The following is a 16,920-nucleotide window of genomic DNA, read 5'->3' as shown; positions in this document are numbered from 1 at the left end:
TAGACGGCAAATAAAAAAATTATAAGCGATAACAGTTAATGGGTAGTAAAGGTAAACGAGCAAGGCATTACCCTGCCCGTTTATAAAACCTTAAACTATCTAAATAATACGTCTTCGCGGTTAAACCACTTAACACAAAAGGCAAGTAACGCGCCGGCTATAATAGCTGTTGCTAAAAATATTAAGCCTACAAGGGTGTAATCTACCGTGCCTTTAACAATTTCTTTAATTGCGAGCGCTACATTAGTAACAGGAATAAAAGCAGTTTTAGCTGTTAGCTCTACATTAGGCATAATGGATACAATGATGGGAAAAAACACCCCCATACTCAATGGTGCCATGTAGTTTTGGGCCTCTTTAAATGTACGAGCATAAATAGATATTGCTAACGCCAATGCTGAGAATATCGCGGCAATAGGTAGTAACAATACAAAAATCATTAATAAATCGCTTACCGCTAATGAGCTAAATGCTGTTTTAATTACTTCTAGGTCTGCAAATGCAAGGGCTACAGCTATCCACCCGCCCATACTGAGTACAGTTATAGTTGTTGATGCAATTGAGGTTGTCAGTAAGGTTATAAATTTGCCTAGTACCAGCTCTGTACGCGTAATAGGTGTAAGCAATAAGGTTTCTAATGTACCGCGCTCTTTTTCACCTGCACCTAAATCTATTGCTGGGTACGTAGCGCCCATAAGAACTATGGGAATAAGTAGGTAGGGCAAAAAGCCACCTAGTTTTTCACCTAAGTTTTCACGTTTATCGGCGGTATCTACCTTTACTACTTCAATAGGGGTTAAAAGTGCTAAATGGGCTTCTTTTTCAATACCAAAACTGATTAATTTTTCTGTTTGTAATGCATCGCTATACTCTTTGGCGAGCTCTTTTACACGCTGAAATAAAAAGTTGATAGATTTAGCATCATTAAATACCACTTCCCACTTACTTTGCTGGGCATCATTTAAGGCTTGTTTAGCGTTAGTGGGTAAATATATACCCATGTCTATATCACCTGCGATTACCCCTTCTTTTAGCTCTTCAATGCTATTAAAGGTTTTAGCACCTTTATAAAGTTCAAAGCTTTTATGATAAAACACTTTTTCGGTAAACTCTGGCGCGTAGTCGCCATTAATAATGGCGTAGGTATGTACCTTTTGTTCAGCATCGAGTGCCGCTTGAGAGCTAATAAACGCCATAACGGCAAATAATAAGGGAAACACCGCAACGGGTAGAGCGACTACAAACAACAAGGTTTTTTTATCGCGTAAGAGTTCTGTTAATTCCTTTTTAAAAACTTCAAACATCGTGTTTCTCCGTTAAAATATTCATAAACGCTTGGTTTAGCTCTTCACTATTACCTGCCTGTTTGAATTCAGCAAGTGTGCCATCAAAGCAGCTTACGCCTTCATTAATTACCGCAACACGGTCACATAAAAGGGCGACTTCATCTAAATGGTGCGTTGAAAAAATAACAGGCGTGCCTTGCGCCTTTAAGCCTTTTATAAAGTTGATCACTGTTTGTGTGGTCATGATATCAAGGCCTGTGGTTGGCTCATCGAGTACCACCACTTCTGGGTGATGTACCACAGCGCGTGCAATATTGGCTTTTTGCTTCATGCCGGTAGATAGGTTTTCTGCACGTTTATCAATAAATTTATGCATGTCGAGCAAAGTAAAAAGTTCTTCACAACGAGCCGCTATTTGCTCTTTGTTCATTCCATGAAGCTTTGCAAAGTATTCAATATTTTCTTTAACGGTCAGGCGACCATACAAACCAGTTGAACCGGATAAAAAACCAATAGACTTGCGCCCTACTAACGGCTTTTTAATTATGTCGTTGCCGGCAATAGTTATTGTGCCTTCATCGGGCTTAAGTGCAGTTGAGAGCATACGCAATGTAGTAGTTTTACCCGCGCCATTAGGGCCAAGTAACCCTAACACTTCACCTTTTGCACATTGAAAGCTGACATCTCTTACAGAATGAAAAAAATCTTTATCTTCACGCGGGTCTATATCATCAACTTTATTTTTTTTATGATCCTTGGTTAACTTAAACTTTTTTTTAAGCCCTGCGACTTCTATCATTTTCGTATCCTTCGTTTAGCTCTAAAGTAGTCGGTATTATCATAGAACAATTCATTCTCATTTGCGTCATGCCACCCTGGTACACCTAATAATGGCAATGGAGAAAGCTGTTTGTTATCGGCTAAGCAATGCTCTATTTTTATCTTCTCATAAAGTACTTGGTCTAGGTACTGATATTGAGTAACTAAATCTTTACAAAATATTTCATCCGGTACACTTACAAATAACGCTTTACCCGTTAAACCAATATAGGGTTTTGTAAGCATTTCATAATTAGCGTGGCCAAACATAAAAGGTTGTATTGTTTTGCCCCACTCTTCACGGTGAGTTATAAATGCAGTTTTCCATTGGTGCTCTGTTAAAAGCGTTTGCCACTTAGTATCACTAATGGCAAGCACCACGCCGCACTCGTCAAATAATGTGAGTGCATTACGATGTTTAGTACGTTGCTTTAAGCCATGTTGCGCTATTTCTTGTACGTGACGCTGATTAATAAGCGCCTTGGTTTTTGGAAACAAACACCAAATAAAGCCACCAAATAAGTCGTGCCAATTTTTACTACGTGTAGGCACTACGCCAGTTTCAAAAATGACTTGCTCGTAATAGCGCTCACCAAAATCAACGTTTGCATCGTCTTCAAACGTTATTGGGAGGTTATTAGCATTAATGGCATTCAAATACACAGTGAACCAATCGGGGGTTGGCCAATCAGTTTGTTTATCAATATTAAACAGTGTTCGTAAGTGCTCAAACGCACCGCTTTTCAAACTACTAACTTGCCATTGCTCGGGCGGAGTAAAGCGCTTCATTTATACCTTTAACAATTTATGCTGTTAATTTGCGGGCAGTTTACCGCAAAAACTGGTTCTAATTAATAGAAGTTAATATACTAATCACATCTTAGAACAAGAATAGAGCTACTATGAAACGATATTTCTCTCTCACACTGATTGCTGGCGCTGTATTAGCTGGCTGTGCAACAACAAGTATTACACCTACCGATGTAACAAATGGTTACAACAGTATTAAAGCAGATGAACTTGCAGCGCACATTAAAGTGCTTGCCTCTGATGAATTTGGCGGTAGAGCGCCTTCATCTGAAGGTGAAAAGTTAACGCTTGATTACTTAACTACACAATTTAAAGCATTAGGGTTTGAACCTGGTAATGGTGATAGCTTTTTACAAGAAGTGCCGCTTGTTTCATTAGAAGCTGATTCAAATATGGTATTAAGTATTGGTGGTAAAGATTATCAATACAAAAAAGACATGGTTATGGGCAGTAGCCGCATTAGCGCACAAGAAGGGATTGAAAATTCAGAGCTTGTCTTCGTAGGTTACGGTGTAAATGCCCCTGAATATAACTGGAACGATTACGAAGGCCTAGACGTAAAAGGCAAAACTGTTGTAATGCTTGTTAACGATCCGGGTTTTGCTACAAAAGATCCTACGTTATTTACCGGCGATGCAATGACCTACTACGGCCGCTGGACTTATAAATATGAAGAAGCGAGTCGTCAAGGTGCAGCCGGTGCTATCATCATTCACGAAACCGCCCCTGCATCATACCCGTGGTCAGTGGTTGAAAACTCGTGGAGCGGTGAGCAGTTTGGTTTTCAAAAAGAGAACAACAATATGGACCGCGTTGCGGTTGAAGGCTGGGTAACCACTGATGTAGCAAAAGAGTTATTTGCTAAGGCGGGTCTTGATTTTGAGACTGCAAAAGCCAATGCAGCTAAAGGTGCGTATAACGTTGACATGGGCGATTTAACTGCATCGGTTAATGTTAAAAATACAATTAAAAAATCGGTGTCGTATAACTTTATTGCCACGTTGCCGGGTAGCGAAAAAGCGGATGAACATGTTATTTATTCAGCGCATTGGGATCACCTAGGTACAGATACAACCCGTAAGGGCGACCAAATTTATAATGGGGCACACGATAACGCCACAGGCACTGCGGGGCTAATTGAGGTTGCAGAGGCATTTACTAAGCTGCCAAAGCACCCTACTCGCTCAATGACATTTTTAGCTGTTACGGCTGAAGAGCAAGGCTTACTTGGATCTAAATACTACGCTGCTAACCCAGTTATTGCTGCCGATAAAACAGTCGCCAATATAAACATGGATAGCCTAAACTTATTAGGTAAAGTAAAAGACATGAACGTAGTAGGTTTAGGTAAGTCGCAAATGGACGACCTACTAGCCAAAGCAGCAAAAGAGCAAGGTAGAACAATAGCAGGCGACCCTAAACCATCTTCAGGTGGTTATTACCGCTCTGATCACTTTGCATTTGCAAACATGGGTATTCCGGCTATGTATGCAGGCGGCGGTACTGTTGCTGCTGATGAGGATACAGCAAATTATCGTAAACGTATGAGCTTAGTGCTACGTGGTTGCTACCATCAACCCTGTGACAGATACCGCGATGAGTGGGATTTATCGGGTGCGGTGCAAGACTTACAATTGTTTTATAAAGTAGGCTTTGATATTTCTGAGCAAGCACAATGGCCAGCATGGTACGAAAACTCAGAGTTTCAACGCAAATAATGTATTTAGCCTGAGCGTAGGTTATTTACCATCGAAAAACTCAAACTGAGCTATCGATTTAAATAGATGCAAATGATATTGATTATCATTTGCAAAATGTATACAGTGTGTCCTAGTTAAAATAAAACTGGGGCACACTTATGATTTTACTCTCTCAAATAGGATTTATTACGCCAGCTTCCAAACGGTTTGTTAGCCAAAATAAACGCTTACTCCTACCACTTTTTTTATTGGTATGTTTAGCTGTTCCTAGTCTTCGCGAAATAACCATTACTGCTCTCAGTGATGCGTTTTTTCAGGTTAGTGTATTTGTAGCGGCTACGTTACTTATTTACTACTACGCAATTGAACATATCCCTCAATTAGAAATGAGCTACTTAAGCGCTAAATCTAAGTCGCTTGAAGTGCTGTTTGCATCCGTTCTTGGCGCTTTACCCGGCTGTGGTGGTGCAATTGTTGTGGTTACTCAATACACTAAAGGCCAAGCAAGCTTTGGGGCTATTGTTGCTGTACTTACCGCCACAATGGGCGATGCTGCTTTTTTACTGCTTGCTACGCGCCCTACTGAAGGCTTAACAATAATGGCTATAGGTTTAGTGGTAGGCACGCTGTGTGGATTAATAGTTAATGCAATTCACAAACCTGATTTTTTACGTCCCAGCGCACAAGAGCAAAAACACCAAGTAAAAGTTTTGCCCACTAAAATAATAAAAATTAGCAAACCTGTGTGGATGTTTGCCATTATTCCAAGTTTAATCATTGCGTTTTTAATTGCATTTAATGTGGACTTTAACCAATTTGGTCAATATACCAGCACCGGTATTAGCTTATTTGGTGCAGCAATGGCACTGTTTACGGTTGTTATATGGGCCTACTCTTCTAAAGGCGAAAGCTATAAAGAAGTAACCTCTGAAGACGATGAATGTAATCCGCCTTCAAAGCTTATAAAAGTATTACAAGATACCCATTTTGTAACTGCTTGGGTGGTGGCTTCGTTCATGCTGTTTGAAATATTAGTCAGTGTGGTAGGCCTTGATTTAAAAACCTGGTTTATGCACTACGCCTATTTAGCACCGTTAATTGCAGTCGTCATTGGTTTTTTACCTGGCTGTGGACCACAAATAATTGTAACCACGCTTTATATACAGGGCATTATTCCTTTTAGTGCATTAGCTGCTAATGCGATTTCAAATGATGGCGATGCGTTGTTTCCTGCTATTGCAATGGCGCCAAAAGCGGCTGTAATTGCTACCTTGTATACCTCTATACCTGCTTTAGTTGTTGGTTACGGGCTTTACTTTTTAAGTTAACAGTTTAAAAAATCATAAGTACAAAAAAGCTCAGCAATTGCTGAGCTTTTTTAATGTTAGCGTATTATTTATACAGAAACAGGTTCAGCCGCTAACTCTTTTGGATTTGGGCCATAATCGTTCTCACCTTCATGTGAGTCTTGCGCAAGGAATACAATTATAACAATCCAGCCAATGATTGGCACTAACCAAAGTAGCTGCCACCAGCCAGAACGGCCAGTATCGTGTAAACGGCGTGCGCCAGCGCTCAATTGAGGAATTAACAGTGCCAAGCTATAGACAGTACCAATTACAGCTACACCCATTAGCTCATCAACAACACCTAGTACTATGCTGATTAATAAATTTATTAAGTAAAACATCCAAAATGCTTTACGGCGATTACGTCCTGAAAAATCTGCGTAGCTACGCAGCGCGTTCATATAATGTTCCATTACAATTCCTTAGTGTTAGTTTTTATATTCCCTAGCGGGTTTGTTTTATTACCTTTTAGTAACATTTGTATCTTAATTAAAAACACCGCGCTTTAAAACAAAAAACCAGCAAATTGCTGGTTTTTTGTCAGTTTAATTTTTAACTCATTGCCATCATCATTGCCGATGGGTTTTCTAAATACGATTTCCACAAGTTATTAAAGCGAGCAATTGTACCGCCATCAATAACGCGGTGATCGCCAGACCAACTCACTTGCATAATAGCTTTACTCACAACTTGCCCGCTTTCATCAAAGCGCGGTAAGTGTTGTAACTTCCCTAATGCTACAATAGCAACTTCTGGCTTATTAATAATCGGGGTCGCAATAGTGCCGCCAATTGCCCCAATATTTGAAATGCTAATGGTGCCCCCTTTTAAGTCATCTGGCGCTACGCGCCCCTCGCGTGCTGCATCAGTTAAGCTTGTTAAACTGTTTGCAACTTCAACAATACTCTTAGATTGGCACGATTTAATGTTAGGTACTAGCAAACCCACTTTTGAATCCACTGCTACCCCAATATTATGATCGTCATAGTAGGTAAGCTCAGTGCAATCATCATTTACTTTAGAATTAAGCACTGGGTACTCTTTCATCGCAAGCGATAACGCTTTGATAAAAAATGGCATCATAGTGAGCTTTACACCTTGCGCTTTATATTGCTCTTTTAAACTCGCTCGCAGGGCAATTAATTGCGTTAAGTCTATCTCGTCACTAAAGGTAAAGTGAGGGATTGTAGAGACCGAGGCCATCATTTGCTTTGCCATAGCCGCTTTAATGCCTTTAATTGGCTCTGCTCGCATACCACCGCTTTGTGTTTGTGGCGATTGTGGCTCTTTATTTTGAGCAACGCTGTTTTGAGTAGTAGCACTACTAAGTGGTGATGTATCTATTGTATTAGGTACCTCACCTTTAATAAATTCTTCTATGTCTTGTTTATAAATACGGCCATTTTTACCACTGCCCGGTACGCACGTTAAATCAACATCAAGCTCTCGCGCTTTGCGCCTTACAGCTGGTGAGGCAACCGCTTTTTTATTAACAACTTTATTTGCTGTTGTTTGCTGCGTTGCTACAGATTTACCTGCCGCTTTACTTTGTGCTTTTACAACGGCTTCGTTTACATCTACATTTGGTTTAGCTGTACTGCCGGCTATGCTCATTTGAAATAACGGGCTATGTACCTGAGCAATTTCACCTTTTTGATAGTAAAGCTTTTGCACTGTACCTGTGTATTTAGCCGGAATTTGTACCAGTGCTTTGTCAGTCATTACATCGCACACAGCCTGATCTTCTTGTATTTCATCGCCTTCGGCCACTAGCCAATCAACTATTTCACACTCAACAATCCCCTCACCAATATCTGGAAGAATAAAATCTTCTAAATGCTCTGACGATGCGTTGTCGCTTTGTGTATTTTGCACTTGCTCTGTGTGTGTTTCATCGCTTTGGCTTTGCTCATCGGCTACATTCATAGCAAACAAGGGTGCATGAACCTGCGCTATCTCCCCTTTTTGATAATACAATTTAGTGATTACGCCATCGTGCACAGCCGGTATTTGCACTAGGGCTTTATCGGTCATCACGTCACAAATGGGTTGATCTTCTTTTACTGTGTCACCCTCTTGTATTAGCCATTCAACCACTTCGCACTCAACAATGCCTTCACCAATATCGGGTAATATAAAATCTTTAGCCATGGTATCCCCTAAAAATCCATTGATTGTTTAATTGCGGCCATTACTTTTAGCGCATCAGGCACATATTCTTTTTCAAGTGCTAATGGGTAAGGTGTATCTAACCCACATACTCGCATAATAGGTGACTCAAGGTGTAAAAAGCACTCTTGCTGAATAGTCGCCGCAATTTCGGCACCAAAGCCATTGGTAATAGGCGCTTCGTGGCTTATCACTAAACGTCCTGTTTTAGTAACCGACTTAGCAATTGTCTCAACATCCCAAGGTAATATGCTTCTAAGGTCAATCACCTCACAACTAATGCCTTGTTCATTGGCTTGTTTTGCTGCGTTTTCAACAATTTCCATTTGCGCGCCCCACGCAAGTACAGTGATATCTGTACCTTCTTGTACTACTTCTGCTTTACCCAGCTCAATGCTGTAATCATCTTCTGGTACTTCGCCGGTAGAAGCGCGGTATAAACGTTTAGGCTCGAAGAAAATAACGGGGTTATCGTCTTTAATACTTGCTCTTAGTAACCCTTTTGCTTGGTAAGGGTTACGCGGCACCACTATTTTTAGCCCTGGCGTATGGGCAAAGTATGCCTCTGGCGATTGTGAGTGATATAAGCCCCCCGCAATACCGCCACCATACGGTGTTCGTATCGTTAAATTGCCCACGTTAAATTCATTACCACTGCGGTATCTAAACTTGGCAGACTCATTAACTATTTGATCAAATGCCGGAAAAATATAATCAGCAAATTGTATTTCAGCAAGTGCAGGCGCGCCAAACGCGGCTAAGCCATTGGCAAAGCCTAAAATACCTTGCTCTGTAAGCGGTGTGTTAAATACGCGGTGTTTACCGTACTTTTCTTGCAAACCTGAGGTCGCTCTAAAAACACCACCAAAATAGCCAACATCTTCACCAAAAATACACGCCTGAGGGTGCTCATTCATGGTGATATCGAGCGCAGAATTAATTGCGTGTAGCATGTTCATTTTAGCCATTACTTAATTCTCCCTGCTGTGATTGGGTACGCATCTGGGTGCAGCTTTATATGTGCTTTTAAATCGTTATATTGTCGCTCAAGTGAGGGAATTGGCGTATCGTAAACATCTGATATTAGCTCTTCAAGCGCTGGCTTTTGCACTTTTTCAGCACGTTTAAGGGCGGCTAAAATATCTTCACGAATAGTGTCTTTCGCTTTAGCATCGTCCTCTTCGTTTAACCACTCTTGCTTGATCAACCATTTTTTAAATTTATCAATTGGGCAAACTTTATGGGTGGCCTCTTCATCTTTTGAGCGGTAACCACTTGGGTCATCTGAGGTTGAGTGAGCGCCTAATCTGTACGCTATTGACTCAATTAATACCGGCTCGCCCTGCGTTGCTGCCATTTCGCGGGCCTTTTGTGTTGCTGCAAACACGGCTAATGCATCTGAGCCATCAACTCGTATGGTTTTAATGCCATACCCTACGCCTCGCGATGCTATACCATCGCCTTTAAATTGCTCATCTGCAGGTGTTGATATTGCATACCCGTTATTACGTGCAAAAAATATAACAGGGGCTTTGTGAACCGCAGCCATATTTAAACCCGCATGAAAGTCACCTTCAGATGCTGCGCCCTCACCAAAGTAACAAATCGTCACATTATCTATGGTGCTTGCAAGCTCGCCGGTTTTTGCGTCAATGTGTTTTACTTTTTGCCCGTAGGCATACCCTGTAGCTTGAGGAATTTGCGTACCGAGGGGCGATGATATGGTCATATAATTTAATTCTTTTGAACCATAATGAATCGGCATTTGGCGCCCTTTTCCTAAATCTAACTCATTAGAAAACATTTGATTCATAAATTGATCAAGCGTAAATCCGCGGTAATGCAAAGCGGCTTGCTCGCGGTATTGCGCCATAATCATGTCATCTTGATCAAGTGCGGCAGCAGAGGCAGTAACAGCGGCTTCTTCACCTAAACATTGCATATAAAAGCTTACACGGCCTTGGCGCTGCGCGCCTTGCATCCGCTCATCGAGTAGGCGAATAAAACGCATTGTTTCGTATAGTTTAATCGCTGTGTGTTTAGAAATAGTCGGTGCGGTAGCACTAGGATGAATGTCGCCGTCCTCAGTTAAAATACTAAGGGTTGGAATAGTTAGCGCATGACCGTCTATAAACTCGAGGTCGTGGTTAATATTCAGCGATACGTTATTTGGATTACTCATAACCTACCTTCTCTTGTTGTCTGTGATACAGCACCCCTTTTAAAGTTTTTATTATGGGTGAGGCTTGCGAATAAACTTTGCAGCATCTGCGCTGTATTTAATTAAAGCTGCCACCACCTTACGTTAACGTAAGATGTTATTCAACAAGTGTAAGACGAAACAAAAGTAAAATACGATTAAAAAGATGGAAAGTTAACTGTACGCATTTATTAAACTAATAAAAACATACAGTTAAATATTTAAGGTGAGTGGTCTGATGAGTTTTATTAGACGAAATTACTATCTACTTGCATAGGAATAACGGTAAGCAATGCCCTTTGCCCAAGCCCAACGTGCGCATTTGGAAAAATAATAGCTTCCCCTTCCACATCGGCATAATAAGGGGTATCGCCGTCTGTTGCTAGCAACTCACCTTTAGCAAACCCTGTGAAATTTTCTGCATCATCAGAAAACGGAAAGCTAAAGTCCTGCTGCGTTCTATTAATTGTGCGATGTACGGCAAACAGCTCAAAGTCACTTGCATTAAATTGAGGGTATTGGACTTCTTTTTGGCTAATTAATGCAGTTAGCGTTTGCTTGGTTTTTGCAAAGCGAGCCATGTCGTTTTCACCAAACGGTTTAACTTGACCCAGTTCAACGGTAAATGAATCAGCGCCATGAACAAACGAAGAATAGTAACTGAATGTGGTTGCCGGTGATTTCATCATCAATACGGTATTTACACCGCAGCTAAGTAAAAATTGTAACTGCGATTTTTTCCATGGTTTACCATGAAGATAAGGATACACAGCGAATTTTTCATTTTTTGAGCCACGTATAGCAGTATGTAAATCATAATGATAACGTGCACTGCCTTGATCACCCCGTGCAAAAAAGTCAGTTACATACTCTTCTAGTTTTGCTGCGCGTTTGCGCTCATCATTCATTGGCACACCCTCAACAGTGTGGTGGCCATTAAACAAACGGTTTAGGTTTTCTTCTACAAAGCGCAGGCCAATATTTATTGATTTTGGATTACCAAATATAAAGAGCACACGCTGATTTAATGCAAGCTCCCCTTTTATTATGGTTTTTATTAGCTCGTCACATATTTCTATAGGTGCGGTTTCGTTACCGTGTACAGCGCTTGAAAGCACAACATCTTTTGTTGTTGTGCCCTGTGGTTGAAATTCAATAACACCTGTATCGTGAACGGTTACGCGCGTGCCATTTTCTAAAGCAAATTCACTTGCCTCTAAATGCCATTCATTGTCGCGACTGAGTGTTAAAAAATCGCCGCTATTTATTAGTTCATTTAAATAATCTGGTTTGGCTAACATGATAAGCCCTTTTATAGTGTGAGAGATACAAACAAAAACGGCTGAATAAATCAGCCGTTTTTAAATAGTGTAAGCCGTGTTAGCTGATCACAGAATCAACTAATTGCTTCGCTTCTTTTTCTAGTAGTGCTAAATGCTCTTCACCTTTGAAAGACTCAAGATAAATTTTATAAATATCTTCAGTACCAGAAGGACGCGCTGCAAACCAGCCGTTTTCAGTCACTACTTTTAAGCCGCCAATGGCCGCATCATTGCCAGGGGCATGAGTCAGTTTTTGTAAAATAGGTTCACCAGCTAATGTATCGGCTTTAACATCGCTTGCACTAAGTGCTTTTAAACGTGACTTTTGCGCACTGCTAGCAGGGGCATCTAAACGCTTGTATAGTGGAGAGCCAAATTCTTGCTCTAGCTCTTTATAAAGCGCTGATGGTGTTTTACCTGTTACTGCGAGTATTTCAGCTGCAAGTAACCCCATAATAAAGCCGTCTTTGTCGGTACACCATACGCTGCCATCAAATCGTAAAAACGCAGCGCCCGCACTTTCTTCGCCACCAAAGGCAAGCTTGCCTTTGTTTAAGCCATCTACAAACCATTTAAAGCCAACCGGCACTTCTTTAACTTTACGCTCATTACGTGCTACTACGCGGTCAATCATTGAGCTAGAAACCAGCGTTTTGCCAATTTCTACACTGCTGTCCCAGTCGCGGTGTTTTAATAAATAATCAATCGCTACCGCTAAAAAGTGATTAGGATTCATTAACCCATCTGGGGTAACAATACCGTGGCGGTCGTAATCTGGGTCGTTGCCAATAGCAATATCAAAGTCGTCTTTTAATTTAATTAAATTAGCCATTGAGTAAGGTGATGAACAATCCATACGGATTTTGCCATCTTTATCAAGTGGCATAAATGCAAAACGCGGATCAACACTGTCGTTTACTACGGTCAAATCTAAATTATATTTTTGCGCTATTAATGGCCAGAAGTTAATACCAGAGCCACCAAGCGGGTCAATACCTACTTTAATACCCGCATCGCTAACGGCTTTTAAATTAACGATATTTTCTAAGTCGTTAATGTATGGCGTCATTAGGTCTTCGTATTTAATAAACCCTGAACGCGATGCTTTAGCAAATGGAAACAGCTCAACTTCTACTAAATCTTCTAATAGTAATTGATTTGCTCTGTCTTCAATCCATTTAGTTACGTCGGTATCTGCTGGGCCGCCGTTAGGTGGATTGTATTTAAAGCCACCGTCTTCTGGCGGGTTATGTGAAGGCGTTACCACAATACCATCGGCTAATTCGTTAGGATTTAATTTGTTATGGCACACAATAGCATGGCTAATGACAGGGGTTGGCGTGTAATCGTGATTTTGCTGGGTGATTACTTGCACCTCATTAGCCACTAATACTTCTATGGCAGAGTTAAAAGCAGCTTCACTTAATGCATGCGTATCTTTACCTAAAAAAAGCGGACCAAAAATGTCGTTTTGCTTTCTGTAGTCACAAATAGCTTGTGTAATGGCTAAAATATGAGATTCGTTAAACTTAACATCGTAAGAGCAACCACGGTGACCCGACGTACCAAAAGCAACACAATGCTCTGGGTTTTGCTCTAAGTCTGGCTCATTTAAGTAATAAGCCGATACCAGTTTTGGTACGTTAACTAAAGTTGAATGTGGCGCAGTTTTCCCAGCACCTGAATGAATAGCCATGTTTATTTCCTTACAAGTAATCGCGAATTTCTTCTGCTTGCTCTGCTGAATAACCTAAGCACAGCGCAACCTCGTGTAGCATCATTTTTTTACGTGTCGTGTTTGAATTTGTCATTACCCAGTACTCACTGTCGGTAATGTTTTTAGGGTTCATACTACTGCCGCTATTAACTAAGTCTTCTTTGCTGGTTGCAAAGTAAACGCGGTCGCGCCCTTTTATATCAAGCACAGCACTAAACTCTTTTTTATGCGTTCTATAAAAAGCACTTAAAATAAATAAAAACCTGCCTACCACCCCTTTTTGCATTGCTAGTTCTTCTTTATTTAGAATATTAAATACATTAGCGTTTGTTTGCTTCACGGGTGTGACAACCTCTTGCTCTTGGCTGTCGTTAGTAGCAGGCGTGTCGTCAAGTGGGGCTTGAGTAGCTGTTTGGTTGTTTTGATTGTTTTGATTGTTCTTAGCAACGGGAGTGTTGTCATCACCGTTTAGATTTAATAAACGACGTAAAATAGTGGATGCGCTTTCGCCAATACTTTGTGTATTGCTAGCAATATACTGATATAACTCGTCGTCTATGTCGATTTGTTTCATGTTGTTCCTGTCATTACGGGCCACATTTTTTCTTTCCCCGTGATTATACCCAAACCAAATATAAATGCGAGTTACAACAAGCACTCGCACAAACATAACCTATAAACACGCTAATAAAGGTGTGTTGATTATTTGCTTATAAACCCAATGTAGTAATTAACAGCTTTTAAAAATACTACCCATATTTTTATCTCCATTAGGCTGGTAACACCAAATAGCCCACAACTAGCGTAAAAATAAACGGTGTTACTCCATAAAAGGCGCGTGCAGAGCAGTTAACCGTTATATCTTTTGCTTTTTAGGGCAATGCTCGGCAAACTAAGCCAAAATTTTAGGAGGCGTTCATGCTATTAAACTATAAACAATACGGTGAAGGTCCGGATGTAGTGATCATTCATGGTTTATTTGGCTCTTTAGAAAACCTAAATGTTATTGCAAAACCATTAAGCGAGCACTTTAGGGTAACTAATGTGGATTTGCGTAACCATGGCGCTTCACCGCACAGTAATGAAATGAACTACCCTGCAATGGCCGCAGATATTGTTGAGCTAATGAACGCGTTAAATATTAACAATGCGCACCTGATTGGCCATTCAATGGGCGGTAAAGTGGCGATGGAAGTGGCGCTAATGCATAGCCAAAAAGTAAATAAGCTGGTGGTACTTGATATTGCTCCAGTGAGCTACCCTGCCCGCCACACACAAATCATAAATGCACTAAAAAAAGTGGCAACTAGCCAGGTTACTGATAGAAAACAAGCCGATGCTATTATGAGCCAGTACATTAATGAGCTAGGTGTTAGGCAGTTTTTACTAAAAAGCTTAGCTAAAAACGACGATGGACAGTACAAATGGCGATTTAATTTAGATGTACTTGATGAAAAATATTCGACAATCACAGCCAATGTTAATGAAAACAATTCTTGTTTGTGCGATACTTTGTTCATCAAAGGCAACGATTCTGATTACATACTGCCAGAATACCGCGATGAAATAACAAAGCGCTTTAAAAATACACGAGCAAAAATTATACACGGTGCAGGACATTGGCTTCATGCACAAAAACCCGCTGCAGTTAATAAAGCAATAAATGACTTTTTAACAGGGCTTTAATGCAATTTTAATCATGTGTTTTTGGTTATCCGTACTAAATTAATGCATATTTATATGCTATAGTACGCGCCGTTTAATTTAAAGGTTATACGTTGATGGTCAGTCAGTTTATTAACGAATTTGATACCCTAGGGTTGTACTTTGGCTTAGCCGGTATTTTTGTATTCATCGGCCTGGCAATTAAAGACGTACTTAATAGTGGTAACGTACCTAAGTTTGGTCGCTACATTGTGTGGGGCGTCCTCTTTTTAGGGTGTTCTGGCTTTATTGCGAAAGGACTTATACAAGTTTTTTGGCAAGGTGCAGGTGTAGGTTAGGCATGGCGAAGTCAGAAACAGATAGAACAACTCCCGATTTATTTGAATACGAAAAGCGGCCAGGCAGGCCTAAAACGAACCCTTTACCAAGGGATATGCAGTTAAAGGTTAATAAACGTAATCAAATAAAACGAGATAAAGCACGCGGTTTAAAGCGTGTAGAATTTAAAGTTTCATCACAGTTATATCAGGCACTGAGTGATATGGCAGATGCACAAAATATTAGCCGTAGTGCGCTGATTGAAACAATTTTACAAGAAAGATTGGCTATTGATAGATAAAAGGTTTGAAGTCCATGGCAAGTGTAGGCATTTTTTTCGGAAGTGACACAGGTAATACAGAACACGTAGCAAAAATGATCCAAAAAGAATTGGGTAAAAAGCTTGTGGCTGTACACGACATTGCAAAAAGCTCTAAACAAGAGATTGCAGAGTTCGATTTAATCTTATTCGGTATTCCTACTTGGTACTACGGTGAAGCACAATGTGATTGGGATGACTTTTTCCCTGAGCTTGAAGAAGTAGACTTTGAAGGTAAGCTAGTGGCTATTTTTGGTTGTGGCGACCAAGAAGACTACGCAGAATACTTTTTAGACGCTATGGGTATGATCAACGATATCGTTACCGAGCGCGGTGCTATTGTGGTTGGCCATTGGTCGAGTGAAGGCTACGACTTTGAAGCATCTAAAGGTATGGCTGATGACACGCACTTTGTAGGCTTAGGTATTGATGAAGACCGCCAACCTGAATTAACAGAGCAACGTGTTAAAGCATGGTGCGCACAAGTATATGATGAAATGTGCTTAAGCGAATTAGCAGACTAACCTCCCCCCTTTTATCGCTAACTGTTTAAATAATTATCAAACAGTTAGCGACTTTAGAATTAATAGCAAAATTGATCAATTGTTCTTTGCACTCAGTGCTTAGGCGCGTTATCCTTGTTATTGCTAATGTGTCGTGTGCATCTGTAAGAGATGTCTAGTATAACCAAACAAATTTGAGACAGATTTAATGACTGATCATAACTTGGAACTTAAAAAAGCCGGTTTAAAAGTAACTTTACCGCGTATTAAAATCTTAGAAATTCTACAATCTCCAGATAACCAACACATCAGCGCTGAAGATGTATACAAAATTCTTTTAGATCTAGGTGAAGAAATTGGTCTTGCGACTGTTTACCGTGTATTAAACCAATTTGATGACGCAGGTATTGTAAGCCGTCACCATTTTGAAGGCGGAAAGTCAGTGTTTGAACTTTCTGGCAGCACTCACCACGACCACCTAGTGTGTTTAAAATGTGGTAAAGTTGTTGAATTTGAAGATGACTTAATTGAACGTCGCCAGTTAGAAATAGCCGAAGAAAACGGTATTACACTAACAAATCACTCTTTATACCTATACGGTGAGTGTCAAGACAAAGCAGCGTGTAAAGCATTTAGCGATTCAAATAGCTAATAACGCGCTATAGTAATAAAAAAACCTGCTTTTGCAGGTTTTTTTGTGTTTAAAATTAAGCATTTAAACTGTGTTTAATACCAATTTGCAA

17 protein-coding genes are annotated in these 16,920 nt (G+C 40.4%); 7 read left to right on the top strand and 10 right to left on the bottom strand.

Annotation, left to right across the window (positions count from 1 at the left end; all coding sequences use genetic code 11):
• Positions 1 to 95: 95 nt before the first annotated feature.
• The 3 genes from PSI06_RS01770 to PSI06_RS01760 are packed head-to-tail and all read right to left on the bottom strand — an operon-like array spanning position 96 to position 2,894.
• A complete protein-coding gene (locus PSI06_RS01770) occupies positions 96 to 1,304 on the bottom strand; it encodes an ABC transporter permease (protein ID WP_024033560.1) in 1,209 nt (402 codons plus the stop codon).
• Positions 1,297 to 2,085: an ABC transporter ATP-binding protein gene (locus PSI06_RS01765; protein WP_024033559.1), complete on the bottom strand. Its 789-nt coding sequence runs from the start codon at positions 2,083 to 2,085 to the stop codon at positions 1,297 to 1,299. The genes PSI06_RS01770 and PSI06_RS01765 overlap by 8 nt, the downstream gene beginning before the upstream one ends.
• Positions 2,082 to 2,894 carry a DUF3025 domain-containing protein gene (locus PSI06_RS01760; protein WP_273602613.1) on the bottom strand — a complete coding sequence of 271 codons (813 nt, stop codon included), beginning with the start codon at positions 2,892 to 2,894 and terminating at the stop codon, positions 2,082 to 2,084. The genes PSI06_RS01765 and PSI06_RS01760 overlap by 4 nt, the downstream gene beginning before the upstream one ends.
• Before the next feature lie 113 nt (positions 2,895 to 3,007).
• Here PSI06_RS01760 and PSI06_RS01755 point away from each other — a divergent pair, with 113 nt between their 5' ends.
• Positions 3,008 to 4,633, top strand: coding sequence for a M28 family metallopeptidase (locus tag PSI06_RS01755; RefSeq protein ID WP_273602614.1), 1,626 nt, complete (start codon positions 3,008 to 3,010; stop codon positions 4,631 to 4,633).
• A gap of 140 nt (positions 4,634 to 4,773) precedes the next feature.
• Positions 4,774 to 5,943: a putative manganese transporter gene (locus PSI06_RS01750; RefSeq protein ID WP_273602615.1), complete on the top strand. Its 1,170-nt coding sequence runs from the start codon at positions 4,774 to 4,776 to the stop codon at positions 5,941 to 5,943.
• A gap of 68 nt (positions 5,944 to 6,011) precedes the next feature.
• Here PSI06_RS01750 and PSI06_RS01745 read toward each other — a convergent pair whose 3' ends face one another.
• The 7 genes from PSI06_RS01745 to seqA all read right to left on the bottom strand — a co-directional run bounded on the left by PSI06_RS01745 (position 6,012) and on the right by seqA (position 13,946).
• Positions 6,012 to 6,377 (bottom strand): DUF805 domain-containing protein, encoded by a 366-nt coding sequence (locus PSI06_RS01745; protein ID WP_273602616.1) that lies wholly within the window; start codon positions 6,375 to 6,377, stop codon positions 6,012 to 6,014.
• Between the two features lie 139 nt (positions 6,378 to 6,516).
• Positions 6,517 to 8,115 carry a dihydrolipoyllysine-residue acetyltransferase gene (locus PSI06_RS01740; RefSeq protein ID WP_273602617.1) on the bottom strand — a complete coding sequence of 533 codons (1,599 nt, stop codon included), beginning with the start codon at positions 8,113 to 8,115 and terminating at the stop codon, positions 6,517 to 6,519.
• Positions 8,116 to 8,123: 8 nt separating this feature from the next.
• Positions 8,124 to 9,101: an alpha-ketoacid dehydrogenase subunit beta gene (locus tag PSI06_RS01735; protein WP_024033553.1), complete on the bottom strand. Its 978-nt coding sequence runs from the start codon at positions 9,099 to 9,101 to the stop codon at positions 8,124 to 8,126.
• Positions 9,101 to 10,315, bottom strand: a complete 1,215-nt coding sequence (locus tag PSI06_RS01730; RefSeq protein ID WP_273602618.1) for a thiamine pyrophosphate-dependent dehydrogenase E1 component subunit alpha — start codon at positions 10,313 to 10,315, stop codon at positions 9,101 to 9,103. The genes PSI06_RS01735 and PSI06_RS01730 overlap by 1 nt, the downstream gene beginning before the upstream one ends.
• A gap of 266 nt (positions 10,316 to 10,581) precedes the next feature.
• A complete protein-coding gene (astE, locus tag PSI06_RS01725) occupies positions 10,582 to 11,634 on the bottom strand; it encodes a succinylglutamate desuccinylase (protein ID WP_273602619.1) in 1,053 nt (350 codons plus the stop codon).
• 79 nt (positions 11,635 to 11,713) lie between these two features.
• On the bottom strand, positions 11,714 to 13,351 hold the full coding sequence (gene pgm, locus PSI06_RS01720) for a phosphoglucomutase (alpha-D-glucose-1,6-bisphosphate-dependent) (protein ID WP_004586669.1): 1,638 nt from the start codon (positions 13,349 to 13,351) through the stop codon (positions 11,714 to 11,716).
• Positions 13,352 to 13,361: 10 nt separating this feature from the next.
• Positions 13,362 to 13,946, bottom strand: coding sequence for a replication initiation negative regulator SeqA (gene seqA, locus PSI06_RS01715; protein ID WP_273602620.1), 585 nt, complete (start codon positions 13,944 to 13,946; stop codon positions 13,362 to 13,364).
• A 344-nt stretch (positions 13,947 to 14,290) separates the two neighbouring features.
• On the opposite strand from seqA, the gene PSI06_RS01710 reads away from it, so the two are divergent.
• From PSI06_RS01710 to fur, 5 genes are all read left to right on the top strand, one after another.
• Entirely contained in the window at positions 14,291 to 15,058 is a 768-nt protein-coding gene (locus PSI06_RS01710) for an alpha/beta fold hydrolase (protein ID WP_024033549.1), read from the top strand.
• Positions 15,059 to 15,153: 95 nt separating this feature from the next.
• Positions 15,154 to 15,375, top strand: a complete 222-nt coding sequence (locus PSI06_RS01705) for a DUF2788 domain-containing protein (RefSeq protein WP_004586672.1) — start codon at positions 15,154 to 15,156, stop codon at positions 15,373 to 15,375.
• Positions 15,376 to 15,377: 2 nt separating this feature from the next.
• Positions 15,378 to 15,656 carry a LexA regulated protein gene (gene ybfE, locus PSI06_RS01700; RefSeq protein WP_004586673.1) on the top strand — a complete coding sequence of 93 codons (279 nt, stop codon included), beginning with the start codon at positions 15,378 to 15,380 and terminating at the stop codon, positions 15,654 to 15,656.
• Between the two features lie 14 nt (positions 15,657 to 15,670).
• The gene (gene fldA, locus PSI06_RS01695) at positions 15,671 to 16,198 is read left to right on the top strand and encodes a flavodoxin FldA (RefSeq protein ID WP_273602621.1); all 528 of its coding nucleotides are present in this window, start codon (positions 15,671 to 15,673) and stop codon (positions 16,196 to 16,198) included.
• 187 nt (positions 16,199 to 16,385) lie between these two features.
• A complete protein-coding gene (fur, locus tag PSI06_RS01690; RefSeq protein WP_004586675.1) occupies positions 16,386 to 16,829 on the top strand; it encodes a ferric iron uptake transcriptional regulator in 444 nt (147 codons plus the stop codon).
• Positions 16,830 to 16,920: the final 91 nt, after the last annotated feature.

Source organism: Pseudoalteromonas sp. GABNS16E (assembly GCF_028598715.1).
GTDB classification, from domain to species: domain Bacteria; phylum Pseudomonadota; class Gammaproteobacteria; order Enterobacterales; family Alteromonadaceae; genus Pseudoalteromonas; species Pseudoalteromonas atlantica.
The sequence above is the reverse complement of the archived record's forward strand: the minus strand, read 5'-3'. Positions and strand labels throughout refer to the sequence as shown.